At 70.7% G+C, this 26,867-nt stretch carries 21 protein-coding genes; 9 read left to right on the top strand and 12 right to left on the bottom strand.

What is annotated here, in order from left to right:
• Nucleotides 1–83: 83 nt before the first annotated feature.
• Nucleotides 84–833 carry a 3-hydroxybutyrate dehydrogenase gene (locus tag FFF93_RS01250; RefSeq protein ID WP_138767683.1) on the bottom strand — a complete coding sequence of 250 codons (750 nt, stop codon included), beginning with the start codon at nt 831–833 and terminating at the stop codon, nt 84–86.
• 56 nt (nt 834–889) lie between these two features.
• Entirely contained in the window at nt 890–2,266 is a 1,377-nt protein-coding gene (locus FFF93_RS01245; RefSeq protein ID WP_138767684.1) for an MFS transporter, read from the bottom strand.
• 163 nt (nt 2,267–2,429) lie between these two features.
• On the opposite strand from FFF93_RS01245, the gene FFF93_RS01240 reads away from it, so the two are divergent.
• A complete protein-coding gene (locus FFF93_RS01240; protein ID WP_138767685.1) occupies nt 2,430–3,347 on the top strand; it encodes a LysR family transcriptional regulator in 918 nt (305 codons plus the stop codon).
• Nucleotides 3,348–3,373: 26 nt separating this feature from the next.
• Here FFF93_RS01240 and FFF93_RS01235 read toward each other — a convergent pair whose 3' ends face one another.
• A complete protein-coding gene (locus FFF93_RS01235) occupies nt 3,374–4,327 on the bottom strand; it encodes a spermidine synthase (protein WP_138770274.1) in 954 nt (317 codons plus the stop codon).
• 182 nt (nt 4,328–4,509) lie between these two features.
• Between FFF93_RS01235 and FFF93_RS01230 the strand changes: the two genes are divergently transcribed.
• The 6 genes from FFF93_RS01230 (at nt 4,510) to FFF93_RS01205 (ending at nt 9,644) form a co-directional block, all read left to right on the top strand.
• A complete protein-coding gene (locus FFF93_RS01230) occupies nt 4,510–5,403 on the top strand; it encodes a hypothetical protein (protein ID WP_138767686.1) in 894 nt (297 codons plus the stop codon).
• A 26-nt stretch (nt 5,404–5,429) separates the two neighbouring features.
• A complete protein-coding gene (locus FFF93_RS01225) occupies nt 5,430–5,831 on the top strand; it encodes a phage holin family protein (protein ID WP_138770275.1) in 402 nt (133 codons plus the stop codon).
• 15 nt (nt 5,832–5,846) lie between these two features.
• A complete protein-coding gene (locus tag FFF93_RS01220; protein WP_138767687.1) occupies nt 5,847–6,443 on the top strand; it encodes a DUF3618 domain-containing protein in 597 nt (198 codons plus the stop codon).
• Nucleotides 6,444–6,523: 80 nt separating this feature from the next.
• Complete coding sequence (locus tag FFF93_RS01215) at nt 6,524–7,648, top strand: YihY/virulence factor BrkB family protein (protein WP_138767688.1); 1,125 nt, start codon at nt 6,524–6,526, stop codon at nt 7,646–7,648.
• Between the two features lie 76 nt (nt 7,649–7,724).
• On the top strand, nt 7,725–8,570 hold the full coding sequence (locus FFF93_RS01210; protein ID WP_138767689.1) for a universal stress protein: 846 nt from the start codon (nt 7,725–7,727) through the stop codon (nt 8,568–8,570).
• A 120-nt stretch (nt 8,571–8,690) separates the two neighbouring features.
• Nucleotides 8,691–9,644 carry a zinc-dependent alcohol dehydrogenase family protein gene (locus tag FFF93_RS01205; RefSeq protein ID WP_395858405.1) on the top strand — a complete coding sequence of 318 codons (954 nt, stop codon included), beginning with the start codon at nt 8,691–8,693 and terminating at the stop codon, nt 9,642–9,644.
• Here the strand turns inward: FFF93_RS01205 and FFF93_RS01200 are convergent.
• Nucleotides 9,641–12,835 carry an HAD family hydrolase gene (locus tag FFF93_RS01200; RefSeq protein WP_138767691.1) on the bottom strand — a complete coding sequence of 1,065 codons (3,195 nt, stop codon included), beginning with the start codon at nt 12,833–12,835 and terminating at the stop codon, nt 9,641–9,643. The two genes, FFF93_RS01205 and FFF93_RS01200, sit on opposite strands and share 4 nt — an antisense overlap.
• An 84-nt stretch (nt 12,836–12,919) precedes the next feature.
• Nucleotides 12,920–13,891 carry a polysaccharide deacetylase family protein gene (locus FFF93_RS01195; protein ID WP_261375237.1) on the bottom strand — a complete coding sequence of 324 codons (972 nt, stop codon included), beginning with the start codon at nt 13,889–13,891 and terminating at the stop codon, nt 12,920–12,922.
• A gap of 285 nt (nt 13,892–14,176) precedes the next feature.
• Between FFF93_RS01195 and FFF93_RS01190 the strand changes: the two genes are divergently transcribed.
• A complete protein-coding gene (locus FFF93_RS01190; RefSeq protein WP_138767693.1) occupies nt 14,177–16,204 on the top strand; it encodes a heavy metal translocating P-type ATPase in 2,028 nt (675 codons plus the stop codon).
• Here FFF93_RS01190 and ppsA read toward each other — a convergent pair.
• The 7 genes from ppsA to FFF93_RS01155 form a co-directional block, all read right to left on the bottom strand.
• Complete coding sequence (gene ppsA / locus FFF93_RS01185; protein WP_138767694.1) at nt 16,152–18,575, bottom strand: phosphoenolpyruvate synthase; 2,424 nt, start codon at nt 18,573–18,575, stop codon at nt 16,152–16,154. The genes FFF93_RS01190 and ppsA overlap by 53 nt on opposite strands.
• 126 nt (nt 18,576–18,701) lie before the next feature.
• A complete protein-coding gene (locus tag FFF93_RS01180; protein WP_138767695.1) occupies nt 18,702–21,317 on the bottom strand; it encodes a cation-transporting P-type ATPase in 2,616 nt (871 codons plus the stop codon).
• A 155-nt stretch (nt 21,318–21,472) separates the two neighbouring features.
• Nucleotides 21,473–22,276 carry a glycosyltransferase gene (locus FFF93_RS01175; RefSeq protein WP_315851467.1) on the bottom strand — a complete coding sequence of 268 codons (804 nt, stop codon included), beginning with the start codon at nt 22,274–22,276 and terminating at the stop codon, nt 21,473–21,475.
• Entirely contained in the window at nt 22,273–23,652 is a 1,380-nt protein-coding gene (locus FFF93_RS01170; protein WP_138767696.1) for a bifunctional PIG-L family deacetylase/class I SAM-dependent methyltransferase, read from the bottom strand. The genes FFF93_RS01175 and FFF93_RS01170 overlap by 4 nt, the downstream gene beginning before the upstream one ends.
• Nucleotides 23,646–24,722, bottom strand: coding sequence for an acyl-CoA dehydrogenase family protein (locus FFF93_RS01165; protein WP_138767697.1), 1,077 nt, complete (start codon nt 24,720–24,722; stop codon nt 23,646–23,648). The genes FFF93_RS01170 and FFF93_RS01165 overlap by 7 nt, the downstream gene beginning before the upstream one ends.
• Before the next feature lie 169 nt (nt 24,723–24,891).
• Complete coding sequence (locus FFF93_RS01160) at nt 24,892–25,584, bottom strand: O-methyltransferase (protein WP_138767698.1); 693 nt, start codon at nt 25,582–25,584, stop codon at nt 24,892–24,894.
• Between the two features lie 97 nt (nt 25,585–25,681).
• Nucleotides 25,682–26,008, bottom strand: coding sequence for a thiamine-binding protein (locus tag FFF93_RS01155; protein ID WP_138767699.1), 327 nt, complete (start codon nt 26,006–26,008; stop codon nt 25,682–25,684).
• A gap of 121 nt (nt 26,009–26,129) precedes the next feature.
• Between FFF93_RS01155 and FFF93_RS01150 the strand changes: the two genes are divergently transcribed.
• Nucleotides 26,130–26,780 carry a TetR/AcrR family transcriptional regulator gene (locus FFF93_RS01150; RefSeq protein ID WP_138767700.1) on the top strand — a complete coding sequence of 217 codons (651 nt, stop codon included), beginning with the start codon at nt 26,130–26,132 and terminating at the stop codon, nt 26,778–26,780.
• Nucleotides 26,781–26,867: the final 87 nt, after the last annotated feature.

The raw sequence follows: 26,867 nt of genomic DNA, 5'->3' as shown, positions 1-26,867 counted from the left end.
TTAGCGCCCCGGTCTCAGAAACTGGGCGCCAAGTCCCACCTCGGCAGCAGCGGCTCCAGCCGCCCGTGAAGTGCGCGGACAGCTCAGCGGGCGGACCAGCCGCCGTCCATGGTGTAGCTCGCGCCGGTGACCATCCCGGCGTCGTTCGAGGCCAGCCAGGCCACCAGCGAGGCAACCTCCTCCGGCTCGACCAGGCGCTTCACCGCAGCCTCGGTGAGCATGATCTTGGCCAGCACCTCGGATTCCGGGATGCCGTGCACCTTGGCCTGGTCCGCGACCTGCGACTCGACCAGCGGCGTGCGGACGTACCCCGGGTTGACGCAGTTGGAGGTTACGCCGTGCGCGCCGCCTTCCAGCGCCGTGACCTTGCTCAGCCCTTCCAGACCGTGCTTGGCGGAGACGTAGGCGCTCTTGAACGGCGATGCCCGCAGGCCGTGGACCGAGGAGAGGTTGATGATCCGGCCGAAGTTGTTCGCGTACATGTGCGGCAGCGCGGCACGGATCAGCAGGAAGGGTGCCTCCAGCATCAGCGTGACAATCCGGCGGAAGTCCGCAGGATCGAAGTCCTCGATGGGGCTGATGCGCTGGATCCCGGCGTTGTTGACCAGGATGTCGCAGTCCAGGCTGAGCGTCTGAAGTGAGTCGACGTCGAGCAGGTTGACCGCCCAGGCGGTTCCTCCCACTTCGTCGGCGAGGGCGGTGGCGGCGGCCTCATTGACGTCGGCCACCACCACCTTCGCGCCGCGGGCGGCCAGGGCGCGGACGGTTGCCGCCCCGATGCCGCTGGCGCCGCCGGTGACCAGGGCCTTGCGGCCGTTGAGCGAATTTTCCATGTTACCCAGCCTTCCAGTTCAGAAATTGACGAGTTCTGCAGTTGACATCATGCGGTTCAGCGGACGGCCGCTACGGCCAGGCCTTCACGCTCGGCGTCGAGCCGGTCCACTTCCTCCAGCGCGATGCCCTTGGTTTCCTTCAGGCTAAGCACTGCCACCGTGGTGATGGCGCATGCCACGACGAGGTACAGAGCGGTGGGCAGCCAGGAGCCGGTGTCCTTGAGCCAGGCGGTGGCCAGCAGCGGCGCCAGCGAACCGGCGAAGATCGAGGTGACCTGCGAGCCCAGCGAGACGCCGGCGTAGCGCATCCGGGTGGGGAACAGCTCGGCCATCAGCGCCGGCTGGCCGGCATACATGAAGCCGTGCAGGCAGAGGCCGATGGTCACGGCCAGAACGATGATGACGGCGTTCTTGGTGTCGAACATCGGGAAGGCGAAGAACGGCCAGGTTGCTCCGGAGATGGCGCCGACCAGGTACACGGGCTTGCGGCCCCAGCTGTCCACCAGGCGGCCGATCTGCGGGATGATCAGGAAGTGCACCAGGTGCGCGATCAGGAGCGCCAGGAGCAGCGACGAGGTGTCGTACTTGTCCACGGTCTTCAGGTAGACGATCGAGAAGCTGACCACCAGGTAGTACATGATGTTCTCCGCGAACCGGAGGCCCATGGACTGCAGGATGCCCTTGGGGTACTTGCGGATAACCTCGCGGACGCCGTAGCTGGCGGCCTGTTCGGCTTCCAGTTGCGCCTTGGCCTCGAGGAAGATCGGCGCCTCGGAGACGTTGGTGCGGATGTAGTAGCCAACGAACACGATGACGGCGGAGAGCCAGAACGCCACGCGCCAGCCCCAACCGAGGAAGTCCGCGGCGCTGAGCGTGTTGGACATGATGAACAGCACCAGGGTGGCCAGCAGGTTGCCCACCGGAACGGCGGCCTGGGGCCAGCTGGCCCAGAAGCCGCGGGACTCGTTGGGGCTGTGCTCGGCCACCAACAGCACGGCGCCGCCCCATTCGCCGCCGAGGGCGAAGCCCTGGATGAAACGCAGGATCACCAGCAGCGCCGGGGCAAGGTACCCGATGTCGACGAAGCCGGGGAGGCAGCCCATCAGGAAGGTGGACACACCGATGATTACGATGGTCAGCTGAAGCGTGGGCTTGCGGCCCAGCTTGTCACCGATCTGGCCGAAGACGATCCCGCCGAGCGGCCGGGCGACGAACCCGACGGCGTAGGTCAGGAAGGCCTGGATGATGCCGTCCAGCTCATTGCCGGTAGCCGGGAAGAAGTACTTGCCGAACACCAGGGTGGCGGCGGTGGCGTAGAGGAAGAATTCATACCATTCGACGACGGTGCCGACCATCGAGGCGGCCACGATTTTCTTGAGGCCCTCACCCTTGCGGGCTGCGGGGGGTGTAGCGGAGCGCTGTTCTACGCTCATAGATAACTCCTAGGTGTCCACGGCGACACATTTTGTGGTGCTTGCCGTTGCCGCGCAACCAGCTGTGATGCACGGCACTGAAAATGGGCTTCATCGAGTATTGCCGCAGATTCGCCGCGGCTCAATGGCCAAACGGGCACGAAGTGTGTGCAGAATTGCAGATATGAAGGCAAATCCCGACGACCTCCTGGTCCTGCTGGCCGTCTCGCGCTCGGCCAAGTTCACGACGGCGGCCCAGGCCCTGGGCCTGAACCACACCACCGTCTCGCGCCGGATCGCCGCGCTGGAGAAGGCCCTCGGCGGCCGGGTCCTGTCCCGGGCCGCGGGAGGCTGGGAACTGACCGACCTCGGCGCCGCGGCGGTTGCCGTCGCGGAGCAGGTGGAAGGCGCAGTGGGCTCGCTCGAACAGCCCGGAAAGACGCCGGACCCGGTCACCGGCGTCGTGCGGATGACGGCGACGGACGGCTTCAGCGCCTACATCGCCGCCCCCGCGGTGGCCCGGCTCCGCCGCCTCCACCCGGGGCTCAGCGTCGAGATCATCACGGTGACTAGGCGGGCGCTGCAGCAGCGCTCCGGGCTGGACATCGAGGTGGTGGTCGGCGAGCCGCAGGTGCACCGCGCCGAGGCCGCCAGGCTGGGTGAGTACATGCTGGGCATGTACGCCTCGCGCAGCTACCTGGCCGAGTACGGCACGCCGGCGTCGGTGGACGAACTGAAGGAGCATCCGCTGGTCTACTTCGTCGACTCAATGCTCCAGGTGGACGACCTCGACGCCCCGCGCCGGCTGGTGCCGACCATGCGGGACGGCCTGAGCTCCACCAACGTCTTCGTCCACGTGGAGGCGACGCGGGCCGGGGCGGGAGTCGGGTTCCTGCCCTGCTTCGCCGCCGACCTGCACCCGGACCTGGTCAGGCTGCTGCCGGAGCAGTTCGCTGAGTTGCTGCCCTATTGGATGGTCCTGCGGCCCGATTCGATGCGCCGGCCCGCCGTGGCCGCCGTCGTCCAGGCACTGCGCGAGCAGACCGACGCGCACCGCGAGGCCCTCCTCGGCCGGGGCGGTCACGCATCGGCTGCTCCTTAGGCGCCCTTTGGGCCGGAAAAAGACCGTTACGGAGCAGTCGACGACGCCGGACGGGCGGCATCGTCGTCCGCCGACTCCGCCTGGTCGGGCGCCTTCGGGTCGTGGCGGACGGCCGCGCCGGCGGCGAAGGCGCGCACCCGGGCGTCGTCCCAGATGTGGGCCGGCACCGCCCCGCCGAGCAGGCGCCGGGCAAGGCCGGGGTCGTCGTCGAACGGCGCGTCGCTGCCGGCGATGATCATGTTGCCGTAGCGCCGGCCCTTGAGCATGGCCGGGTCGGCAATGATGACCGTGTGCTCGAAGGCCGCGGCGATGGTGGCGGCGTCCTCGCGCGCATTGGCCAGGGCCGGGGCGTCGCCGGAATTCACCAGGTAGATCCCGCCGGGCGCCAGGACCCGCTTGGCGTGCCCGGTGAACTCCGCCGTCGTGAGCGGCCGCGGGGTCACTGCGCCTGCGAAGACGTCGCGGATGATCAGGTCCCGCGTCTGCGGCGTCAGGGTCTCGGTCACTTCCCGGGCCTCCCCCACGCGGAGGCGCAGCAGCGGGGCCTTGGGCAGATCGAACCAGCCGCGGACGTACTCGGCGAGTTTTCCGTCCAGTTCCACCACCACCTGGCGGGCGTCCGGGTAGGCGGCGTGGAAGTAACGCGCCAGTGAGCATGCCCCGCCGCCGAGGTGCAGGGCCCGCAGCTTTGGACGGGTCGACGGCGGCCAGCGTGATTCCACCAGCGCGGCAATCCAGCGCATGTACTCGAAGTCGAGGAACAGCGGGTCCGCGAGATCGATGTGCGAGCTCATGACGCCGTTGATCCGCAGCAGCCAGCCAGTCGAATTGTCCTGGTCAGGAATGAGCTCGCAGTCGCCGGTGTCGATGTAATAGACGCCGGCCACGGGGCCGTTCGGGCGCGAACCCTTCGGCACGTCCACCACTCCCGGCGTCGAGGTTCCGGTGTCCCGGCCGGCCGCCCTGCCCCGCTTGGCCATCAGCCGTCCGCCGTTTTGCTCATGCTTCAACCCTAGCGGGCAGCCACTCCCCCAATTTGCCGTCCGACCTTGTAATCGAATGCGAAGCGTGCTTACTATCGGATAGTAATCATGCTTACTATTCGAGTTCGGCGCTGCCGGTGTTCTACCCGGCAACAGATCTACAAGGAAAGAGAGCGACGATGACAGAGAACCAATGGCCCCAGGACGGCAGCTACGGCACCCCGACAGTGACGCAGGGTACCGAGCCGGAGTTGCGGCGCAGCTCGACGTTCCCGCCGGCTTCGACCGGAACGTCGTCGAAGTCCGATGCCGCCAAGGACGAGGCCGGCGAAGTGACCCGCCAGGCCGCCGACGCCGCCCAGAACGTGACCGAAACCGCCAAGTCCGAGGCCGCGCACGTGGCCAGCGAGGTGAAGAGCAACGCCAAGGACCTCCTGGCCCAGGCGCGCACTGATCTCACCGCGCAGGCCGGTACGCAGCAGCAGAAAGCCGCCGAGGGCCTTCGCTCCATCTCCAGCGAACTCCATACGATGGCAGCAGCCTCGGACCAGCCCGGCGTCGCCACGGACCTGGTCCGCCAGGCCGCCGAGCGCTCCTCGTCCGTAGCCGCCTGGCTCGACAACCGCGACCCGGGTTCGCTGCTCAACGAGGTGAAGTCGTTTGCCCGCCAGCGCCCGGGCACGTTCCTGCTGGCCGCCGCCGGCGCCGGCATTCTCGCCGGGCGGCTCAGCCGCAGCCTTAGCGCCGGAGCTCCGGAAACCTCCGCCGGCACGGCCGCTCCGCAGGCCGGCGCCACGGCCACCCGGGTGCCCGATGCCGGCGTCGCGGTCCCCCCGCCGCCGGTGGGCTACCCGGAGACGACGACGGCCGGCATGGCCGGCACGTATCCGGAGCCGACGACGGCGCCCGCCGTCGAGACCTACCCGCCCAACCCGCTTGAGGGCTCCGGCACCCAGGCCGACCCGTGGGCCAACGACCCGCTGGCCGCCGACCCGCTGGCTGCCGATCCGTACCGCATCGATCCGGCAGTCGACCCCGACCGTAAGGATCCGTTCGACGGAGGCCGTCGATGAGCGGCGAGATGCCCACGGGCACCCCGATGCCTCCCACGGAGGCCCATCTGAAGGCGGAGACCACTTCCCTGGGCGACCTGCTCGGTGACGTCACGCGGGACATGTCCACCCTGATGCGTCAGGAAGTGGAGCTCGCCAAGGCCGAACTGAAGCAGACCGCCGGCCGGGCAGGCAAGGGCAGCGGCATGTTTGCCGGCGCCGGCGTCGCGGGCCACTTTGTCCTGCTGTTCCTCTCCCTCGCCCTCTGGTGGGGGCTGGGAACCCTGATGGGACTGGGATGGTCCGGCGTCGTCGTCGCAATCATCTGGGGCATCATCGGCGCCGTTCTGGCCTCGATGGGCCGCAAGGAACTCAAGGCGATCAAGGGCATGCCCCAGACCGCGGAGACCCTCCAGGAAATCCCCCCGACCCTCAAGCCCAGCCACTAGAGCGAGGAAAACACAATGAGTGAAAACCCGGATGCCATCCGCGCAGACATTGAAGCAACCCGCGCCCGGCTCGGCACCAACGTCGATGCCGTGGCCGACAAGGTCACCCCGTCCCACATCGTCCAGCGCCAGACCGACAGAGTCAAAGACGCAGTGTTCGGAGCGAAGGAGAGAGTCATGGGAGCAGCCGACCACACCTCCGGCAGCATGCATTCCGCGGGCGGTAGCGCCGCCTCGCACCTTAACGACGCCGGTTCCGCCGTTGCCGACGCACCGCACCAGGCCAAGGTGAAGACCCAGGGCAACCCGCTCGCTGCGGGCCTCATCGCCTTCGGCGCCGGCCTGCTGGTGTCCTCGCTGATTCCGGCGAGCACCAAGGAGCGGGAGGCCGCTGACGCGTTGAAGACGGCTGCCGAGCCGCTCACCACCGAGCTGACCGAGGCCGCGAAGCACGTGGCCGAGGGCCTGAAGGAACCTGCCCAGGACGCCATGGACAACGTCAAGGCCACGGCTACCGACGCCGCCCAGAACGTCAAGGGTGAGGGCCAGATGGCGGTCGCCGATGTGAAGGACCGCGCCGCCGACGCCAGGGACAACGTCCAGCAGGCCTAGCCCGACCCGGCAGACGGCCGGCTGCCCCGCTGACGCGCTGGGCAGCCGGCCGCTGCGCTTAACCACGAAAGAAGATTCCGATGGCCAAGAACCTCACCACGGCGGAAACTGGCTCCATGGACGACGCCGAAACCCCGGAGAGCAGCACCGCAAAGGCGCGCACCGCTCCCGCGCCGGACGACGCGCGCAAGCCGGACCGCCCCACCGATGTCACCAAGCCCTCCTGGAAGTACATCGCCAAGAAGACACTGCGGGAATTCACCAAAGACCAGTGCCCCGACCTGGCCGCCGCGCTGACCTACTACTCGGTGCTCTCGATCTTCCCGGCGCTGTTGGCGCTGGTGTCGCTGCTGGGCCTCTTCGGGGACGCGCAGAAAACCACCTCGGCGCTGCTCGACATCGTCCAGGGGATCGCGCCCGGCCAGACCGTGGACACGATCCGCCCGGTGGTGGAGGAACTGGCCAGCTCTTCGGCCGCCGGCCTGACGTTCATCGTGGGCCTCCTCACCGCGCTCTGGTCCGCCTCCGGGTATGTCGGGGCGTTCGGCCGGGCCATGAACCGGGTGTACGAAGTCGATGAGGGCAGGCCTTTCCTCAAGCTGCGCGGCACCATGCTCGGCGTGACCGTCGTCAACCTGCTGATCGTCGTTGTGCTGGCCGCGATGCTCGTGCTCAGCGGTCCGGTGGCCGAGTCCGTCGGAAACGTCATCGGCCTCGGCGATGCTTTCCTGGCCGTCTGGAACGTCGCCAAGTGGCCGGTGATGCTGGTCCTGGTCATCGTGGCCATCGCCGTTCTGTACTACGCCACCCCCAACGTCAAGCAGCCGAAATTCCGCTGGATGAGCATGGGGTCGGCGATCGCCCTGGTCGTGTTCCTGCTGGCGTCCCTGGCCTTCGGCTTCTACGTGGCCTACTCCAACAGCTACAACAAGACCTACGGGGCGATCGGCGGCGTCATCATCGCCCTGCTCTGGCTGTGGATCCTGAACATGTCGCTGCTGTTCGGTGCCGAGTTCGACGCCGAAACCGAGCGCGGCCGCCAGCTCCAGGCCGGCATCGAGGCCGAGGAAACCATCCAGCTGCCGCCGCGCGATACCAAGAAGAGCGACAAGCTCCAGGCCAAGGAGGAAGAGGACATCCGCCGCGGACGCGAGCTGCGGGAAGAACACGGCGGCCGGGAGCGGGCTGGGGACCAAAGCCCCTAGGCGCCCCGCGCCCGCGCGGGCTGTACTGGGGGGACGCACCGCTGGGGGTGCCACCGTCCGCCTACCGGGAGGATATATGCCGGCGCCTGCAGCAGCCCCCGGGCCCATCGCCGTCGGCTATGACGGTTCCGAAACCTCGCAGCTCGCCGTCCGCTGGGCCGCCGGCCATGCCGCGTCCCGGGGCCTCCCCCTAAAAGTTGTGCACGCCTGGGTCTGGCCGGTGTTCACCAAGGATCTGGGGCCGGTCAAGGGCGTGGCAGGCAGCGGGCTCCGGCATTCCGCCGAGGCCATTCTCGCCGAGGGCCTCAAGCTGGCCCGCGAGACCGCCCCGGGAGTCGACGTCGGCGGCGTCATGGAGGCGGGCCTGCCCGCGCAGGTCCTGCGCCACGCGGCCGCCGGCGCCGCCCTCCTCGTTGTCGGAAGCCGCGGCATGGGCGGCGTGCTTGGACATTTGGCCGGTTCGGTCTGCCTCGACCTCGCAAGCTCCGCACCGTGCCCGCTGATGGTGGTCCGCCGCCCGCATCTGCCCGGCCGGCCCGTCGTCGTGGGCATCGACGCAGCCGCCCGGAGTTCGGCCGTCCTCGCCGACGCCGCCCGGCTGGCAGCCGCGGTCGGGGCCGGCTTGCAGCTCGTCCACGTCGATCCGGGCCGGGGCGGGGCCGGCGGGGAGCACGGCCGCCACGCCCCGCTGCACCGTTCCGAGCTGCTGGAGCACGCCGTCGCCGAAGCCAGCCGGCTGGTCCCCGGGCTCGCCGTCTTCGGCACCCTCAAGGACGGCCACGCGGCCGCCAAGGAACTGGTGGAGGCTGCAGCGGATGCGGATGTGCTGGTGCTCGGCACCCACAGCCGCGAGGGGGGACTGGGGAACACCGTTTCCGCGGTGCTGCACAAGGCCCCGTGCAATGTCATGATTACGCGCTGATTCCCGGGCTCCGGGGGCGCGCCTCCGGAGCCCCCGGTCAGGACGAGGAATGCGGGAAAGGGAGGCTCTGTGCGAGCCTGGTGGGTTGCGCAGCCCGGGCCGATGGCCGATGGGCCGTTGGTGTCCGGCGAGCGCCCGGACCCGGTGCCCGGCCGCGGGGAAGTCCTGGTCCGGGTGCATGTCTGCGGGGTGTGCCGCACAGACCTGCATCTGGCCGAGGGCGAGCTGGCGCCGCGGCGGCCCGGCGTCATCCCGGGGCACGAAGCGGTGGGCGAGGTAGTCGGCGCGGGACCGGGGGCGGCCAGGTTCCGGCCCGGCGAGCGGGTGGGGGTGGCGTGGCTCGGGGGCACCTGCCGCTCCTGCCGGTTCTGCCTGCGCGGTCAGGAAAACCTGTGCCTGTCCCCCACCTTCACCGGCTGGGACCGCGACGGCGGCTACGCCGAACTCATCACCGTCGCCGAGGACTTCGCCTACCGGATCCCGGACATCTTCCCGGATGAGGAAGCGGCGCCGCTGCTGTGCGCCGGCATCATCGGCTACCGCGCCCTGATCCGCGCGGACCTGCCCATCGGCGGCCGGCTGGGCATCTACGGCTTCGGCGCCTCAGCCCACCTCGCCGCCCAGCTGGCGCTGCACCAGGGGGCCAGGGTCTACGTGATGACGCGGTCCCCGGACGCCCGCCGCCTCGCCCTGGACCTCGGGGCCACCTTCGCCGGCGGAGCCGACGAACAGCCTCCGGACCCGCTCGACGCCGCCATCCTCTTCGCCCCGGCCGGCGGCCTGGTGCCGCCGGCGCTGCGGGCCCTGGACCGGGGCGGAACCCTCGCCGTCGCCGGCATCCATCTCAGCGACATCCCGCCCCTGCACTACGCCGCCGAGCTTTTCCAGGAGCGCCAGCTGCGCAGCGTCACGGCCAACACGCGGGCCGACGGCGAGGAGTTCTTCCGCCTCGCCGCGGAAATCCCGCTCCGCCCGACCACCGTGGCCTACCCCTTCGAAGCCGCGGACCGGGCGCTGCAAGACCTGGCCGCGGACCGGGTCACCGGCGCCGCCGTCATCCGCGTGGCCCACTAGCCATCCGTGCCGGAACGGAGGAACTCGTGCTCCTGGCCGGCCCGGAGCAGCACTTGCCGGGCGCCCACCCGGACCAGGACCGGGGCGGCGTCGCCCGGGGCAGCGGAGACAAGCAGCCGGTCGGTTTCCAAGTGCACGGCCAGCAACTGGTCGCGGTAGCGGACCTGGAAGTCCACCCGGCGGAGTTCGGTCGGCAGCCGGGGGCTGAAGTCGAGGGCATCGCGGGTGATCCGAAGCCCGGCAAAGCTGCGCTGGACGACGTCGATCGAGCCCGCCATGGCGCCGAGGTGGATGCCCGAGCTGGTGGTTCCGCCCTGGGTGTCGTCGAGGTCAGCGTCCAGGGCTTCGCGGAACGTGGCCCAGGCCTGCTCCGGGTCGCGCTGGGCGAGGACCGAGGCGTGCGCCACGCGGCTGAGCGTGGAGCCGTGCGCTGTCCGGGCCAGGTAGAAGTCCACGGTTGCGGCCATCTGCGCGGGGGTGACGGTGTAGCCCATCCGGCCGAGGAAGCCCAGGAGCTGGTCCTCGCCGAGGACGTAGAGCAGCATCAGGACGTCGGCCTGTTTGGCGAGCCGGTAGTGGTTGGTGCTGTCGCCCTCGGCTTCCAGGATGAGGTCCAGCCGCTCGATATTGCGGTAGCTGCGGCGGTAGTGGTTCCAGTCCAGCTCACGGAGCGCACCGTAGCCGGCGAACTGGCTGATGATGCCGTCCCCGTGGAAGGGCACGAACATGCGCCGGCTCAGCCGCGCCCAGGCCGCGATTTCCGCCGCCGTAACGCCGAGCCGTGCCCGGAGGTCCTCCATGTCGAAGCCCCGGACGGAGTGCATGATCCATTCGGCCTGGTCGAACACCCAGGCGGCCATGATGTTGGTGTATGCGTTGTCATCCAGGCCGCCGCCCGGGTCGCCCGGATTTCCGGTGTGATACTCGTCCGGACCCATGACGCCCCGGAGGTGGAACCGGTCGTCGATGGGGTCGTAGTCGGCCATCGATGCGAACAGGCGGGCAACCTCGACAATGAGTTCCGCGCCGTGCTGCGTCAGCCAGCCGCGGTCCTGGGTGGCTTCGAAGTACTGCCAGGCGTTGTAGGCCACGGCCAGGCCCACGTGGCGCTGGAGATGGGAATAGTCCGGCACCCAGTGCCCGGAGAGTTTGTTGTAGAGCAGCTTGGGGGTCTGCTCCGTGCCGTCGCTGCCGCTCTGCCACGGGAAGAGCGCGCCGCGCAGCCCGGCCGCCCTCGCGGCGTCGCGGGCGGTGCCGAGCCGCCGCCACCGGTAGTCGATAAGTTCACGGGCCAGCGAGGGCAGGCGGGAGTTCAGCACCGGAAGGACGAACAGCTCGTCCCAGAAGACGTGCCCACGGTAGCCCTCCCCGTGCAGTCCCCGGGCCGGCACGCCCGCGTCCAGCTCGGCGGTATGCGTCGTCAGCGTCTGTAGCAGGTGGAAAACGTGCAGGTTCAGGATCAGCTGCGCCTGGGAGGGGGCATCGGACTCGATGATGAACGGTGCCAGCAGCAGGGTCCAGGCCCGCTCATGCTCCGCCAGCAGCGCCTCGAAACCGCCCGATCGTGCCAGCACCGCCTCAGCGCCCGTCAGCGGAGAAGAGACCGCGTGGTCCCGGGAACTGGCGACCCCCACCGTCTTGGTCACCTTCACCGCACTCCCGTCCGCGACCGGCACCTCGAAGCGGTGCGCGTACAGCCCGCCCAGCTGCTCGAGCTCGGAATTGGCCGGTCCGGACAGCTCCGTCCGCAACGCCAGGGCGATGCCGATCCGGCTCTGGCTGGTCTGCACCTGAACGCTCAGTCCCACGGCGCCGGGGGCGCCTGTGTTCTGCCTGCCGGCACCCGGGCCGCCGGCGGACTCCGAGACCTGTACCCCCGTCAGGTGCCGCGTCGACAGCTGCGCATCCTCCGGAACATTGGAGTTGGTCACCGCCGTGTCGCAGCCGCTGCGGATGCTGACGCGCCCGCTCCAGCCGTCCGCGGTGAGCACGGTCTCCAGCGCGGCGAGATGCGGCTCCGCCATCGAGACGAGCCGGCGCTGCACCAGCTGGAGCCGCCGTCCGGCGTCGTCCTCGAGCAGCGCTTCCCGGGTGAGCAGCGCCCGTTTGAGGTCCAGGGTGCGGCGTTCCCGGCGGAGCGTCAGGCCTCCCTCGGACCACCAGGCGCCGCCTTCGATCCGTACGTCCAGGTGCAGCCAGTCCGGGATGTTGACCATGTGTTCGTCCACGGTCCGTTGGCCCTGCACGACGCTGGCCAGCCGGTTGTAGACGCCCGCCAGATAAGTGCCCGGGTAGTGGACCTCGCCGCCGCGGTGTTCGGGGGCGGCGCCGCGGGTCGCCAGATAGCCGTTGCCCAGCGTGGTGAGGGCCTCCCGGTGCCCCTCATGCGCCGGGTCGAAACCCTCATAAACCAACAGCCAAGGGTGGGTGATGACCAGGCCGATGTCCAGTTCGCTGACGTCTTCCACCACGATGTCCGCACCGGCGGCTTCCAGCACGGCCCGCCGGCCGGTCCGGTCGATGCCGACGACGAGCCCGAAGCCGCCCCGGCGGCCCGCTTCCACCCCTGCGACGGCCGCTTCGATGACCATTGCCCGGCCGGGCGGGATGTCCAGCCGGCGCACCGCCTCCAGGGCCAGCGCCGGCGATGGCTTGCCCGGGATGGCGCGCCGGAGCGCCGCCTGCCCGTCGGCCACGTGGTCGAAGAACCCGTCCAGGCCGACGACGGCCAGGAGCGCGCCGGCGTTGGACGCGGAGGTGGCGAGCAGCACCGGGATCCGGCCCGCCCTGAGCCGTTCCAGCAGGGCTACGGTGCTGGGGAAAGCCCGCGGCGGGTTGTCGCGCAGCGCCTGCCCGAACAGCTCGTCCTGGCGTTTACCGAGTCCGAAAGCGGTCCAGTCTCCCGGGCCGTCCGCGGGCGAGCCGGGCGGGAGCTGAGCCCCGCGCGCGGCCAGGAACGCCGCGATCCCGTCGGCGGATGTCCTGCCCTCGATAAAGGCCGTGTAGTCGGCATCGGTGAGCGGGTCGCGGCGGGTGCGCGACGGGAGCCGGGGGTCGTTGAAGACGTCCCCGACGAGCCGGCGCCAGGCCGCGGCCCGGAGCTCCGCGGTGTCGAGGACCACGCCGTCCAGTTCGAAGACCACCGCGTCGACGGGCGCCAGTGCAGCTGCAACAGTGGGCGACTCCGTCATGCGCTATTCGTACCAGTCTTCGGTGTGCGGCAACAGGGGCGGCGTCGGTGGCGGCCGGCGCGGCAGCCGCTGCGGCAGCCGGCCTCAGCCAAGGAGTGCATCGAGCGTCGTGAAGCCGTAGCCGGCCTGGCGGATGCGGTTGATGAGCTGCGGCAGGGCGTCGGCGTCGAGGGTGCTTCCGTCGTCGGGGTTGGAGCCGATGTGCATCAGGACGATTTCCCCCGGCTGCAGCCCGGCGAGCACCCGGTCGGCGACGATTTGGGCGGTGATGCCTCCGCTGGTGCCCTTCCAGCCCAGGGTGTCGACCGTCCAGCGGACCGGGAGGTAGCCCAGCGCATTTACCGCGGCGATGGTCCGCGTGTCCCGCTCGCCGAAGGGAAACCGGAACAGCGGGCGGGGGTCTGCGCCCGCGGCCGTGATCGCCGCCTCCGCTCCGGCGAGTTGCTGGGCGATCTGGGCGTCGCTGAGGGAGGTGAACCCCGGGTGCGTCATCGAGTGGTTGCCCACCCGGTGGCCGGCGGCCACGATCGAGGCGACGCCGCCCTGGTTGGCGCTGGCCCAGGTGCCGGTGAGGAAGAAGGTTGCCCGGGTTCCGGTCGCGGCGAGGGTCTGCAGTATGCCGGGCAGGCCTGCCGAGTTGGCGCCGGCGTCGAAGGTCAGGGCGACAACAGGCCCCGCGTTGGGGATGACCCCGACGTCGGCGCCCCGGAGCGCCGCCGGGAACGGGTCCGCCGGTGGCTGCGGCGGAGCCGGGGGAGGTGGCGGCGGGGCGGGCGGCGGTTCGGCGGGCGGGAGCGGCGCCTCCGTGACCGGTGCCTCGGTGAGCGGCGGGCTCGACGGCGGAGCCGGCGCCGGGCTGGTCGCGGGGCTCGACGGCGGGGCCGGCGTCGCGCTCTGTGTCGGCGCCGCCGCAGCCGTCGTAGTGACGGTGACGGAGGCGGACGGCGGCGCAGCACCGTCAGGCCGCCCGGAAAGGATCACCGCCGTCACCACCGCGGCGGCAAGCAACAGCACCGCGGCCGCCAGCGCAATCAGCCGGCGGGTGTTCCCGGTCAAGATCGACCACATGCTTCACCATGGCACCACCGGCCCCAGCACGGGTAGGGCTGAAAGGCCCGCAGCCAGCCCGGCGCACCCGTCTCAACTCTCGACGCGCGAACGGACACTTGAGGCCCCGAATGCGCGGCACTTCGGGGCCTCAAGTGTACGTTCGCGCCTAGGGGACAGCGGCTCGGCGGGGCCTCAAGTGTACGTTCGCGCCGCGGGGAGGGGGAGGCTGCGCAGTAGGATGCTTGTAGGCGCAGACGCCGGGTTCTGCGCGAACATCGAGGCGGGAACACCGTGAAAATTGCGCTCCGGTATCCGCTGGTTGCGGGCACGGTCGCCGTTCTTCTGGCGGTCGTGCTGCTGTTGGTCTCCGGCCACGAGGACATCGCGCAGATCGGCGCGAGCATTTACGCGCTCGCCGTGGCGGCCTACCTCGCCGTCGGCATGGTCCGTCGGCTGATGGGCGGGCAGTGGGGCATCGACATCCTCGCCGTCACGGCGATCGTCAGCACCGTGCTGGTGGGCGAATTCGTCGCCTCGATGATCATTGTGCTCATGATGGCCGGCGGCACAGCCCTGGAAGACTACGCCGCGGGACGGGCCAAGAAGGAACTGACGTCCCTGCTCGAGCGCGTCCCGCAGACGGCCCACCGGGAACGCACCGGCAGCTCCGCCGCCGGAACGAACCCCGCCGGAACGAACCCCGCCGGCACCAGCACGTCCGGAACCGAGCCCCTTGACGCTCAGGCCGGCGGCCAGCACGAGGACGTTGCCGCCACCGATGTCCGGGTCGGGGACGTTCTCCTGGTCCGGCCGGGCGAAGTGGTGCCCCTGGACGGCATCCTGCTTTCTGAATCGGGCAGCTTCGATGAGTCCTCGCTCACCGGGGAGAGCCTCCCGGTGGAGCGGGTGGCCGGCGAAGGGCTGATGAGCGGCTCGCTCAACGGCGAAGCGGCGGTCCGGATGCAGGTGACCGCCCTGATGGAGGACTCGCAGTACAGCCGGATCGTCGCCCTGGTGAAGGAAGCCGCGGACAGCAAAGCGCCCATGGTGCGCCTGGCCGACCGCTACGCCGTCCCGTTCACGGCGTTCGCGTACCTGCTGGGCGCCATCGGCTGGATCATCAGCGGCAGCCCGGCCCGGTTCGCCGAAGTCCTGGTGGTGGCCACGCCATGTCCGCTGCTGATCGCCGCCCCCGTGGCTTTCCTGGGCGGCATGAGCCGGGCCGCGCGCGGCGGCATCATCGTCAAATACGCCGGCGTCCTGGAACAACTGAGCCGGATCAAAACCGCAGCCTTCGACAAGACCGGCACCCTGACCTACGGCCGGCCGTCCCTGGTGGGTATCAGGACCTCGGGCTCCTTCACCGAGGACGCGGTCCTCGGGCTCGCGGCCTCCGCCGAACAATATTCCTCCCACGTGCTCGCCGCCTCTGTGATGGACGCGGCGAGGGCCCGCGGGCTGGTCTTCGGGACCGCCACCGAGGCCAACGAATTCGCCACGCACGGCGTCCGGGCCCGCTTCGACGGCCGGGACGTGGTGGTCGGCAAACCCAATTTCGTGGCGGAGTCGGCCCCGGGCCTGGTGGAAACGGAGCTGGCCAGCGGCGAACTCGCCATCTACGTTGGCGTGGCCGGAGAATTTGCCGGCGCCCTCGTGATGAGCGACCCCATCCGCGGGGAAACCGGCCGCACCCTGGCCCAGCTCAAGGAACTCGGCGTGACCCGGACTGTCATGCTGACCGGCGACGCCCTCGCCACCGCCAAGCACATCGCCGGCGAGGCCGGGCTCACCGACGTCCGTGCCGAATGCCTGCCGGCGGACAAGGTAGAAGCCGTCCGGTCCCTCCCCGTCCGGCCAGTGATGATGGTGGGCGACGGCGTCAACGACGCACCTGTCCTCGCCGTCGCCGACGTCGGCATCGCCATGGGTGCGCGCGGCTCGACGGCGGCCGGCGAATCGGCCGACGTCGTGATCATCCTCGATGACCTGTCCAAGGTGGCCTCGGCGGTGCGGATCGGCCAGCGGACGATCAAGGTGGCGCTGCAGAGCATCTGGATCGGCATTGCGCTGAGCGTGGCCCTGATGATCGCCGCGGCGGCCGGCTTCGTCCCGGCCATCGCCGGCGCCCTGTCCCAGGAGCTCGTGGACCTGGCCACCATCCTCAATGCTCTGCGCGCGCTGAGTGCCGGCAAACAGGGGGGGACCAAGGCCGCGGGGACCAACGCGCCCGGTACGAGGACCCGGGGGCAGAAGGACGCCGGCGGCGCTACCGGGAAGCCGCCAGCTTCTCGGCTTCCGCGATCCGCGGGACGGTCCTGAGGTAGCTGTCCGGGTTCAGCGAGATGGAATCGATGCCCTCGCCGACCAGGAACGCCGCGAACTCCGGGTGGTTGCTGGGCCCCTGGCCGCAGATGCCGATCTTTATCCCGGCCGCGTGCGCTTGGCGGATCGCCTCGCTGATCATCGCCATGACGGCCTCGTCGCGCTCGTCGAACAGCGCCGCCAGTTGCGCAGAGTCGCGGTCCACGCCCAGGACCAGCTGGGTGAGGTCGTTCGAGCCGATCGAGAAACCGTCGAAGCGGGTGGCGAACTTTTCGGCCAGGACCACATTGGAGGGGATTTCGCACATCATGTAGACCTGCAGGCCGTGCTCGCCGCGGACCAGGCCGTTCTCCGCCATCACGGCCAGCACCTTGTCCGCTTCCTGCGGGGTGCGGCAGAACGGGACCATCACGATGATGTTGCCGAAGCCGATCCGTTCCCGGACCCGCTTCAGGGCCCGGCATTCGAGCGCGAAGCCGTCCCGGTACCGTTCGTCGTAGTAGCGCGAGGCGCCGCGGAAACCGAGCATGGGGTTTTCCTCGGCCTCCTCGAAGGCTGAACCACCCACCAGGTGCGCGTACTCGTTGGTCTTGAAGTCGCTGAGCCGCACAATCACCGGGTTCGGGTGGTAGGGCGCGGCGATCTTCGCGATGCCCAGCGCCAGCTCGTCCACAAAGTAGTCCCGGGGGTCGGCGTAGCCGCGGGTCAGTTCCCTGATCTGCGCGGCCTCCTGCGGATCCGTGACCCGTTCCGGATGGACCAGCGCCATCGGATGGACCCGGATCAGGGCGCTGATGATGAACTCCATCCGGGCCAGCCCGACGCCGTCCGCGGGCAGCCGCCACCACTGGAAGGCTGCCGCGGGGCTGGCGATGTTGACCATGACCTTGGTGTGCGTCGCCGGCAGTTCGCCCAGGTCCACTTCCTCGGTTTCGAACGCGAGCGTGCCGGCGTACACGCGGCCCTGGTCGCCTTCGGCACAGGACAACGTCACGGCCAGTCCCTCGGCCAGCACCCCGGTGGCGTTGCCGGTCCCGACGACGGCGGGGACCCCTAGTTCCCGGCTCACGATCGCCGCGTGGCTAGTGGGACCGCCATGGTCCGTGACGATCCCGGCCGCGCGCTTCATGATGGGAACCCAGTCCGGGTCGGTCATTTCCGTGACGAGGATGGCGCCGTCGCGGAACCTCTCGATGTCCGCGGCGCTCCGGATCACGCAGGCCGTCCCCTGCGCGATCGAGTCACCGATCGCCGCCCCGGTCGCCAGGACAGCCCCTGTTTCGAGCAGGTGGTGCAGGGTGAAGCGGGAGCCGGTCTTGAGTGACTGCACGGTCTCGGGCCGGGCCTGGACCATAAAGAGCTCGCCGGTCTCGCCGTCCCGGGCCCATTCCATGTCCATCGGCCGGCCGTAGTGCTCCTCGACGGTCACGGCCCAGCGCGCCAGGGTCAGGATCTCGGCGTCGGCCAGCACGAAGGCGCGGCGTTCGGCGTCGGAGGTGTCCACCGTCCGGGTGCGGGCGTGGCCGCCGCGGCTGTAGACCATCTTCTGTGCCTTGGAGCCGAGGGTCTTTTCGATGATCGGGCTGATGCCCTCCGTGGGCCCCTCCGCCGGTTCCTCGGCCGCTGCGGCGTCGCCCAGGAGCGGTTTGAACACCAGGTATTTGTCCGGGTTGATGCTGCCCTGGACCACGGTCTCGCCGAGGCCCCAGGCGGCGCTGATCACGGCCGCCCGCGGGAAACCGGAATCCGTGTCGATGGAGAACATCACCCCGGAGGCGCCGACGTCGGAGCGGACCATCCGCTGCACGCCGATCGAGAGCGCGACGTCGAGGTGGTCGAAGCCCTTGACCTCCCGGTAGCTGATGGCCCGGTCGGTGAACAGCGAGGCGTAGCAGCGACGGCAGGCGTCCATGAGTTCCCGGTCGCCGGCGACGTTGAGGAAGGTTTCCTGCTGGCCGGCGAAGCTGGCGTCGGGCAGGTCCTCGGCCGTGGCGCTGCTGCGGACGGCGACGGAGAGCCGCTCCCGCCCGGCGCGCATGCCCAGGTCCCGGTAATGCGAGCGGATGGACTCGGCGATGTCCTCCGGGAAATCGCTGGCCAGGAAGAGTTCCCGGATGGCCTCCCCGGTTTCGCGCAGCGTGGCGTCGCCGGAACGGTAGGCCAGGATCCGCGAGCGCATCGCCGGTTCCATCCCGTTCGCCGCGATGAACGTCCGGTAAGCCGCGGCGGTGGTGGCGAAGCCGTCGGGGACCCGCACGCCCCGGGCCTTGAGGGACTGGATGAGTTCGCCCAGGGAGGCGTTCTTGCCGCCGACCTGGGGAACGTCGCCCATGCCGATCTCTTCAAACCACAGCACATGTTCGGGCATGCCGGCGCTCCTCGGTGTTCGTCCGCCAATGGTCCGATCCTGCTGCCCGGCGCCGCGCGGGGTCAGAGGCTTTGGACCTCTTAGGCGGTGCCGGTGCGAGGCGGCGCCTGGCCAGGGCGCGCACGGCTAGGCGGCGCGGGCCAGCCCGCGGTGCCTGGCCGCCTTGTAGAGCGAATCGGCGAGCAGGACGGCGGGAATCGCGGCGAGGGCCACGGCCAGCCCCCCGGGAGTCGGCGGGGCATGGCCCAGCAGCGCCGCGAGTGGGCCGAGGAACAGGAAGACCGCCAGCAGGCCCAGCTCAGCCAGCACGGCCCAGAGCAGCAGGCGGTTGGTGAGCCAGCCCAGCCGCCAGGGCGGGGCGGTGGCGCTGCGGCAGGCGAAGGCGTTGGCGAGCTGGCCCAGGACCACGGTGGTGAATGCGGCGCCCGAGGCGGCCATCAGCACATCCGACGGCGGCAGTTCCGCCCCGGGGCTCCACCCGGCGCCGAAGAGCACGGCGGTGTAGGCGATCATTTCCATCAGGGCCTCCACCGGGCCCAGCAGCCCGAACACCCGGAACATCAGGGCGCGGTCCATCAGGTGCCGGCGTTCCGGCGGCCGCTTCAGTGCCCCCTTGCTGGGTGCCTCGCTGCCGAGGGCCAGGGCCGGCAGCAGGTCGGTGCCGATGTCCAGAGCCAGGATCTGAAGCACGCTCAGCGCCAGCGGGAACCGCCCGCCGGACAGGGCCCAGAACACGAACGGCGTCAGCTCTGCGACGTTGTCCGTGAGGTGGTAGGTCAGGAAGCGGCGGATGTTCGCGTAGGTGGCGCGGCCTTGCTCCACGGCCGCGATGATCGTCGCGAAGTCGTCGTCGAGCAGCACCAGGTCCGCCGCCTCGCGGGCCACGTCCGTGCCGCTGCGGCCCATGGCGACGCCGATGTCCGCCTGCTGCAGGGCAGGGCCGTCGTTGACGCCGTCGCCGGTCATGGCCAGCACGTGGCCGCGGTGCTGCAGCAGCCGGGCCACCCGGAGCTTTTGCTCCGGCGTCACCCGGCTGACCACGACGCCGTCGCGGTCCAGCAGCGCGGCCAGGACCTCATCGTCTTCCGGCAGCGTATGGCCCTCCAGCACCAGCTCCGGGGAGCCGATCAGGCCGGTTTCGCGGGCAATGGCGGCGGCCGTGAAGGCATGGTCGCCGGTGACCATGCCGACCTTGATGCCGGCCTCGCGGGCCGCCTGCAGCGAGAGCCGCACCTCCGCGCGGGGCGGATCGTGCAGGCCGATCAGCCCCAGCAGCGTCAACCCGGTCTCCACGTCCTCGGGCTTGACGCGGGCGCCCGGCAGGCCCGGCAGGCTCCGCTGCGCGACCGCAAGGACCCTGAGCCCGCGCGAAGCCATCTGGTCCACCATCTGCAGGGCGCGGTCGGCGCCGTCCTCGCATAAGGGGATCACGGACTCCGGGGCACCCTTGACGAAGAGCGTGGGGCCGACGATGGCGGACTCCCGCAGCCGGCGGGGATCGAAGGCAAAGCGGTGCGACGGCGTCGGATTCTCCGCCCTGCCGCCGGGGCCGGCAAGCCGGGTGGCGAGCGCGTCGATGGCGGCTTCCATCGGGTCGCCCTCGGCGATCCACTGCCCGTCGCGGGGCACCGCCCGGCCCACCGAGGCGGCACGGGCGGCGGCGCTGAGCCGCTGCCCCGCCTGGAAAGCCGCCGCCCCGGCGTCCGCGCCGCCTTCCCCGGAGACCTGGGCTTCCGGCCCGTAGCCCGTACCGGTGATGCCCAGCAGCCCCGACGGCGTCCAGACCTCGACGGCGTTCATCCGGTTCTGCGTGAGGGTTCCCGTCTTGTCGGTGCAGATGAACGTGGTGGAGCCGAGCGTCTCGACCGCCTGCAGGTTGGGCACCAGGGCGTTGCGCGCAGCCATCCGCTGCGCGCCGATGGCGAGCGAGAGCGTGACGGTGGGGAGCAGGCCCTCGGGCACAAGCGCCACTGCCACGCCGATCGCGAAGAGGAACGCATCGCGCCAGGAGATGCCTACGAGCAGCGAGAGGATGAAGAACAGGGCGCCGATGCCCAGTGCCACGCCGGCGACAATCCGGACAATCCGCTGCAGTTCCAGTGCCAGCGGGCTCGGCGGCGCCTCGACCTTGCCGGTCAGCGACGCGATCTCGGCGAGCCTGGTCTGTCCCCCGGTGCTGGCCACCACGCCTTCGGCCGTGCCGATGACCAGGAAGGTTCCACCGAACACGGTGTCGCCGGCGGCCTTCGTCACCGCTTCGCTCTCCCCGGTGAGCATCGATTCGTCCACCGTGCAGCCAGCGGCCAGCGCCAGCCGGAGGTCCGCCGGCACCCGGTCTCCGGCAACCAGCACGACGGCGTCGCCGGGCACCAGCTCGGTGGCGTGCACCGTGACGATGCGGTTGTCCCGCCGGACCGAGACCATGGCGGGCAGCAGCTCGCGCAGTTTGGCGGCGGCGTGCTGGGCGCGCTCCTGCTGGATGTAGGCGAAGACCCCGTTAACGACGATAACCACGACGATGGCGACGCCCAACTGCGGCATCCCGGCGACGAAGGCGAGGACGGCCGCCACCCAGAGCATGATGGCAAAAAAGTGGCTCAGCTCTGCCAGCAGCCGCCGCCATCCCGGCACGGCCCGGACCTCGGGCAGCCGGTTCGGCCCGGCGCGCTCCAGACGCAGGGCAGCCTCCGCCGAGCTCAGTCCGGAAATTCCTGGCAGCGGCCCGGCCGCGGCGGGGTTCACCCTCCGCCGCCCGTCATGCGCAGCACCTAACCCCGGCACTGCCCAGGTGCGTCATGCCTCCGAGGATGCTCCGGCGCAGCGCCGCTGGTTAGGGCCAAAGGTCACCGGGGGCCGCCGGCGGTTACGCCCCACCGGTTCGATTGCCGGGCCCTGCCTCAGTTGCCGGTGGCGGCAGGCGGCCGCTGCCGGCCGAGCGAACGCAGGTACGCACCGAAGCCCTGGGGCGCCCGCGACTGGGTCCGCCCGGAGGTCAGCACCCGCATGCTGTCCGTGGCGAGGACGGTGAAGGCGAGGCTGCGCAGGCCCTGGACGAGCGTGCGGTCCTCATGCGATTCCTGTTTGGAGAAGCCGCCGGCGGCCAGGTAGGCGGAGGCCCGGACGCCGAAGTTGGCGCCGTAGATGTGCGGGTGGTTCTCCTCGAACGGGTGGCGCTCCAGCCAGCGGCGCAGCAGTTCCGGATCCATGCCCACGGGGTCCGGTTCCACCGAGCCCAGCACCGCGTCGGCGCCCGCCTCGGCGAACTCGAGCTGCCGGACCAGCCAGTTCTCCGGAACCTGGGAATCGGCATCGGTGTTGGCCAGCCAGGTCCGGCCCGGCCACGGCGCCGGCCCGGAACGCTGACCCGGGGCCCGACGGCCGCCAAGCACGGCGCTGCGGACACCCGCCGCCCGGCTCGCGCCGGCGCTGCGCAGCCGGACCTCGAGTGCACTGAAGCGCGGGTCGGCGTCGACGTATCCGGCGGTGATCGCGGCGGTGCTGTCGGTGCAGCTGTCCAGAACCACCGTGACGCAAACGGCGATCTCGGGCCGCTGGCGCTGCAGCTCGTCGGCAGCGCGCTGCACCGCCCGCAGCGCCCGCCCGATGTGCTGGTCCTCGTTGTGGGCAGGCATGACCACGGCGACGGCGTCGATGCCGGGCCGCCGCGACGGGGTCCTGGCCGCCGCGGACGGACCGCTCACGGGAGCGGCTCCGGGGCGCGGAGGATTTCCAGCACGAAGTCGCGCTCCCGGTAGAGGCCGGCGTCGGCCCAGCGAAGCTGCCGGCGGGCCGCGGCGTGGACGGTGTCGCCGTCGAGTTCCCAGCCGTCGATCGGGTGCCGCCAGTGACAAAGCGCCAGGACGCCGCCGGGCAGCAGGGCATCTTCGACCCGGTCGAACAGCGCGGCCAGTTCCTCGGGCGAGAGGTAGTAGCCCACCTCGGACACCACGATCAGGTCAAAGGCCCCCTCCGGCCAGTCCTGCGGAACAGTGAGGTGGCTGGTCCGCGCGTCGGGCAGGTGCGCGAGCCGCCGGGCGGCGTGCGCCAGGGCGGCGCTGCTCGCGTCGACGGCCAGGAAGCTCCGGCACCGTTCAGCGAGTTCGACGCTGAGGGTGCCGATCGAGCAGCCGATCTCAAGCCCGGCGGTGAAACTCCGGGCGGGCAGCGCCGCGAGCGTGAGCGCGCGCTTGCGGTGCTCATACCAGCTGGTGGTGTAGTCCCAGGGGTCCTCGTCCCGGGCGTGGACGGCGTCGAAGAGCCCCTCGGCGTCGGCCGCGGCATAGCCCGGGCGGTTGCCCGCGGCCGGAGCGGGCGCCCGCCAGGCGAAGGTTTCCCAGTGCCGGGAGAAGTGTTCCAGGAACGCGGGCGGGAGCAGCACTTCGTCCCCCGGTTGGTCCGACAGTGCCCGGACCTGCGAGGTGTGCGCCGCCATTGCCTGCGCCTTGGCCTGCTCCTCGGCCGGGGTCAGCGGGAGCCGCAGCCACGGCTGCCAGGCCGGGTCCCCGGGGCCGGCCCAGAGCCAGTACCAGACCGGGTACTCCAGCAGCCCGTACCCGGCTGAGGCGGCTGCCTCGGCCGCCGCTGCGCCCAGCGCGTCGTGGTCGGTGTGGCCGTCGTGCCGGTATGGCGCCACGAGGACGATCCGGTCCGCCGGCCGGCCGGTCGCGGCCGCAGCCTCGCGGATGGCGGCCAGGACCTGCTCCCGTCGCCCGGAAAGCTTTCCGTCCGGCAGCCCGAGGTACCGCCACTCGGCGTCCGGGACGAGCCGGCCCAGCGCACTGTCGAACTCCCGCAGCCGCAGGGCGGACAGCCGTTCGGGCGTGGTGCTGGGCGACTCGGGGTGCGAGGCCTCCCCGGCCGTGCACAGCAGTACCCGCACCTCGGCGCCAAACCCGTGCAGCCGGGCCATCAGTCCGCCGGCGCCCAGGGATTCGTCGTCGGGGTGGGCGGCCAGGACGATGAACGCCGTGGCGGCGAGTTCCGCGGCGTCCAGCGGCAGTTCCGGCAGGGTTGCCACGCCGCTGCGTGCCCAGTCGGCCTCGGGCGTCCCGGCGTCGTTGTGCGTGAAGCTCACCATGGGTGGTCCCCCTTGAAGGTCAGGGCGCCGAGTTGGGCGTCGTCGCGCATGGCGTGGTGCTGGCGGACGTAGAGCGAGAGGTCGGCTATGCGTTTGGCGTAGGGTTCGTCGAAAGCCAGCGGGCCGGGCCCGAGGTTTTGGCCCACCAGCGCCTGGATGCGGTCGACGGCGGCGGCCACGCTGCCGCGGACGCGCAGCGCCTCGCTCCATGCGCCGGGTCCGGAGAGTTCCCCGGCGTCGATCCGGGCTGCGGTCATGGCGAGGTAGTGCAGGAGGCCGGAGAGCGTGCGGTCGATTTCGCCGAGGTGCGCGAGGGCCAGCTGGTCCGGTTCGCGGCCGCCGTCGGCCGCCGTCCTGAGCGCGTCCGCGTAGCTGCGGGCCACGGCGACGGCGCCGCCGAGCCAGCAGGCAGCGACCCCCATGCCGCCCCAGGCGAAGCCGGGACGCTGGTAGTACCAGCCGGTGCCGCCGAGCGGCACGGCCGGGACGGCGTCGAAGTGCACGGTGCCGCTGGGGATTTCGCGCAGGCCCCGGCTGGTCCAGTGCGGGTCCGCGAAGCTGACCCCGGCGGCGTGCAGGTCGACGGCGAAGGCGGCGCGGCCGCCGCCGTCAAGGTGCGCTGTCAGCACGGCATGGTCGAGCTGCGGGGCGATCGAACACCATGGCTTGGATCCCTGGAGGACGACGGCGCCGCCTGCCTCCTTGGCGTCCAGCTTCAGCCCCGGCGCCTCGGCGGCGAAGACTCCCCACGTCCCGTCGAACGGGACCGTGCCCCCGGCCCCCGCTGCCTGGGCGAGGATGGCGGCGGCGTCGAGGTGCGGTTCCAGGATCCGGCCGGCGGCGACGTCGACGGCGGTGACCGAGGCGAGGATCTCCCAGAGGAGAGCGGTCCGGCCGGAACCGGGCTTGGGGGCCGTCTCCCCCAGATCTTTGGCAAGGGCCAGCAGGGCCGGGACGTCCCCTACGCCGGCAGCGGCGGTTTCCAGCAGCGGCCCGAGCCCGGCAAGTTCATCCGGGGTGGAGCTGATCCGCACGGCGCGGGGAGGGCGGGTCTCCTGGGTCGCGTTCATTCGGTGGCCTGTGTCCTTTGCGAAGTGCGCCTGGTGCTGGTCGTTTCAATGGCTGTCGGTCGAAGCCGTCGCCGGGTAAATCTAAGCATACTTAGCATTTGAGCGGTCCGGGCCGCCGCGGTGCCAGTCTGCACCGTCACTGCGCGATCTCACAGGCCACCTCACAGCGCTATCTCGCAGCGCTATCTCTCACGAGGGCGAGCGCGAAGCCGTCCCAGCCCTTCGACCCGACCGTCTGGATCACGGTGGCGTCCAGCCGCGGGTCCCCCCCCATCATCTGCAGGGCCGCGACGATCCCCGGGGCGTTGACGGGGTCCAGTGCCGGTTCCAGCACCGCGCCCTCCCAGACCACGTTGTCCATCACCACCGTGGTGCCGGGCCGGCCCAGCCGGATGGCCCAGTCCAGGTATTGCGGGTTGTTTTCCTTGTCCGCGTCGATGAACACGAAGTCGAAGGGCCCGGCATCCTCGGTTTCCAGTTCGCGCAGCGTGTCCAGGGCAGCGCCCACCCGCACGTCCACGAGGTGACCCAGGCCGGCCCGGTCGAGGTTCGCGCGGGCCACCTCGGCGTGCCGGGGGAGGTATTCGCAGGTGACGATCCGGCCACCGTCGGGCAGGCCCTGGGCCATCCAGATGGTGCTGAACCCGGCCAGGGTGCCGATCTCCAGGACCCGGCGGGCGCCGGAGAGCCGGACCAGCAGCTTAAGCAGTTTGCCGGCGTTCGGGGCGACCTCGATGGGCGGCATCCCCGCCTCAAGGGCGGCTTCCACCGCGTGCCGCAGCGATTGATCGGGCCGGACCACGACGCCGGAGAGGTACTCCTCGACGGCGATCCAGCGGGACGTGGGCTGGTGCTCGATCATGCGGCCAGTCTTCCAGTTGGGCCCGCCGTGCGGTAGGGCCAGGGCGGTAGGGCCGGCGCGACCGCCGATGCCCAGGCCGAGCTCCCCGCCGCCCGGGCTACTCGCCCAGGGCCTTCTCCAGCCGGTCGAGCTTTCCGGTCAGTTCGCCCGTGTAGCCGGGGCGGATGTCGGCCTTGATCACCAGGGAGACGCGGCTTCCGTAGCGGCCCACGGCGTGGGTGGCCCGTTTCACGACGTCGAACACCTCGTCCCACTCCCCCTCGATCGTGGTGAACATGGAGTCTGTCCGGTTCGGCAGGCCGGATTCGCGGACGATCCGGACGGCCTCGGCAACGGCGTGGTGGACCGAGGCGTCGTCGGCGTCGGATCCGGCGGGAGCGTCGGCGGGGCGGCCTGAAGGTGCGACAGAAAATGCAAGCAACATGGCTCCAGTCTGCCATGCCCCGCGGGGTCGTACGGGGCCGGATCCGCGGCCTGACACGTCACAAAGCGGCGTACCCGCCGGTAACAGGTTTCCTCCACCTCCGCGTTGCTACCCTGAGCAAATGAACCGGGGAGTAGACCGCAGGCCGTTGCGCGCGGACGCCGCGCGCAACGTGAATAAGATCATTGCCGCGGCCCGCCAATGCTTCCGCGAGCACGGCCCCGAAGTCCCGCTGCAGACCATCGCGGTCACCGCCGGGGTTGGCCCCGCAACCCTGTTCCGGAACTTCGCCGACAAAGAGGAGCTGGTCCTCGCAGCCCTGCACCAGCAGCTGAAACTGCGGGTCAACCCGGTCATCGAAGAGGCCCTGGCCGGCCAAGACGCAACGGAAGGCCTGTTCCGCGTGGTCGACGCACTGATGGGGGTGGCCAGCGACGAAGCCAACCTCCTCGGCGCGGTGGCCGGCCGCCGCGGTGTGCTTACCGGGATCACCGGGGACCTGATCGAGTCGGTGGCCGTGCTGTTGGGCCGCGGCCAGGGCCAGGGCACGCTGCGCAGCGACATCTCGATGACCGACATGATCCGGCTGCTGGCCATGCTGATCGGTGTGGTGGACACCATGGAGGCCGGCTCGGACGCCTGGCGCCGCCCGGTCGCGCTGCTCGAAGACGCCATCCGCGCCGAGCGGCCCGAGCGCCCGCTGCCGCCCCAGTCGCTGCTGCCGGGAACCGTGTACGGCACCGCTTTCGGCGTCGGCTTCGGCAGCGGCTAGGCAGCGGCTAGGCACCACGTAACGTTGGTCCTATGACCTGGGAAACCGCTGCCGGCGTGCTCGGCGGCCTGTTGTTGCTGTATGCCG

This window comes from Arthrobacter sp. KBS0702 (genome assembly GCF_005937985.2).
Classification (GTDB): Bacteria; Actinomycetota; Actinomycetes; order Actinomycetales; family Micrococcaceae; genus Arthrobacter.
The sequence above is the reverse complement of the archived record's forward strand: the minus strand, read 5'-3'. Positions and strand labels throughout refer to the sequence as shown.

What these genes read in the sequence shown, in the direction of transcription:
- FFF93_RS01250 (WP_138767683.1), bottom strand. Translation starts at nt 833, where the DNA reads ATGGAAAATTCGCTCAACGGCCGCAAGGCCCTGGTCACCGGCGGCGCC.
- FFF93_RS01245 (WP_138767684.1), bottom strand. Translation starts at nt 2,266, where the DNA reads ATGAGCGTAGAACAGCGCTCCGCTACACCCCCCGCAGCCCGCAAGGGT.
- FFF93_RS01240 (WP_138767685.1), top strand. Translation starts at nt 2,430, where the DNA reads ATGAAGGCAAATCCCGACGACCTCCTGGTCCTGCTGGCCGTCTCGCGC.
- FFF93_RS01235 (WP_138770274.1), bottom strand. Translation starts at nt 4,327, where the DNA reads ATGGCCAAGCGGGGCAGGGCGGCCGGCCGGGACACCGGAACCTCGACG.
- FFF93_RS01230 (WP_138767686.1), top strand. Translation starts at nt 4,510, where the DNA reads ATGACAGAGAACCAATGGCCCCAGGACGGCAGCTACGGCACCCCGACA.
- FFF93_RS01225 (WP_138770275.1), top strand. Translation starts at nt 5,430, where the DNA reads ATGCCTCCCACGGAGGCCCATCTGAAGGCGGAGACCACTTCCCTGGGC.
- FFF93_RS01220 (WP_138767687.1), top strand. Translation starts at nt 5,847, where the DNA reads ATGAGTGAAAACCCGGATGCCATCCGCGCAGACATTGAAGCAACCCGC.
- FFF93_RS01215 (WP_138767688.1), top strand. Translation starts at nt 6,524, where the DNA reads ATGGCCAAGAACCTCACCACGGCGGAAACTGGCTCCATGGACGACGCC.
- FFF93_RS01210 (WP_138767689.1), top strand. Translation starts at nt 7,725, where the DNA reads ATGCCGGCGCCTGCAGCAGCCCCCGGGCCCATCGCCGTCGGCTATGAC.
- FFF93_RS01200 (WP_138767691.1), bottom strand. Translation starts at nt 12,835, where the DNA reads ATGACGGAGTCGCCCACTGTTGCAGCTGCACTGGCGCCCGTCGACGCG.
- ppsA (WP_138767694.1), bottom strand. Translation starts at nt 18,575, where the DNA reads ATGCCCGAACATGTGCTGTGGTTTGAAGAGATCGGCATGGGCGACGTT.
- FFF93_RS01170 (WP_138767696.1), bottom strand. Translation starts at nt 23,652, where the DNA reads ATGGTGAGCTTCACGCACAACGACGCCGGGACGCCCGAGGCCGACTGG.
- FFF93_RS01165 (WP_138767697.1), bottom strand. Translation starts at nt 24,722, where the DNA reads ATGAACGCGACCCAGGAGACCCGCCCTCCCCGCGCCGTGCGGATCAGC.
- FFF93_RS01160 (WP_138767698.1), bottom strand. Translation starts at nt 25,584, where the DNA reads ATGATCGAGCACCAGCCCACGTCCCGCTGGATCGCCGTCGAGGAGTAC.
- FFF93_RS01155 (WP_138767699.1), bottom strand. Translation starts at nt 26,008, where the DNA reads ATGTTGCTTGCATTTTCTGTCGCACCTTCAGGCCGCCCCGCCGACGCT.
- FFF93_RS01150 (WP_138767700.1), top strand. Translation starts at nt 26,130, where the DNA reads ATGAACCGGGGAGTAGACCGCAGGCCGTTGCGCGCGGACGCCGCGCGC.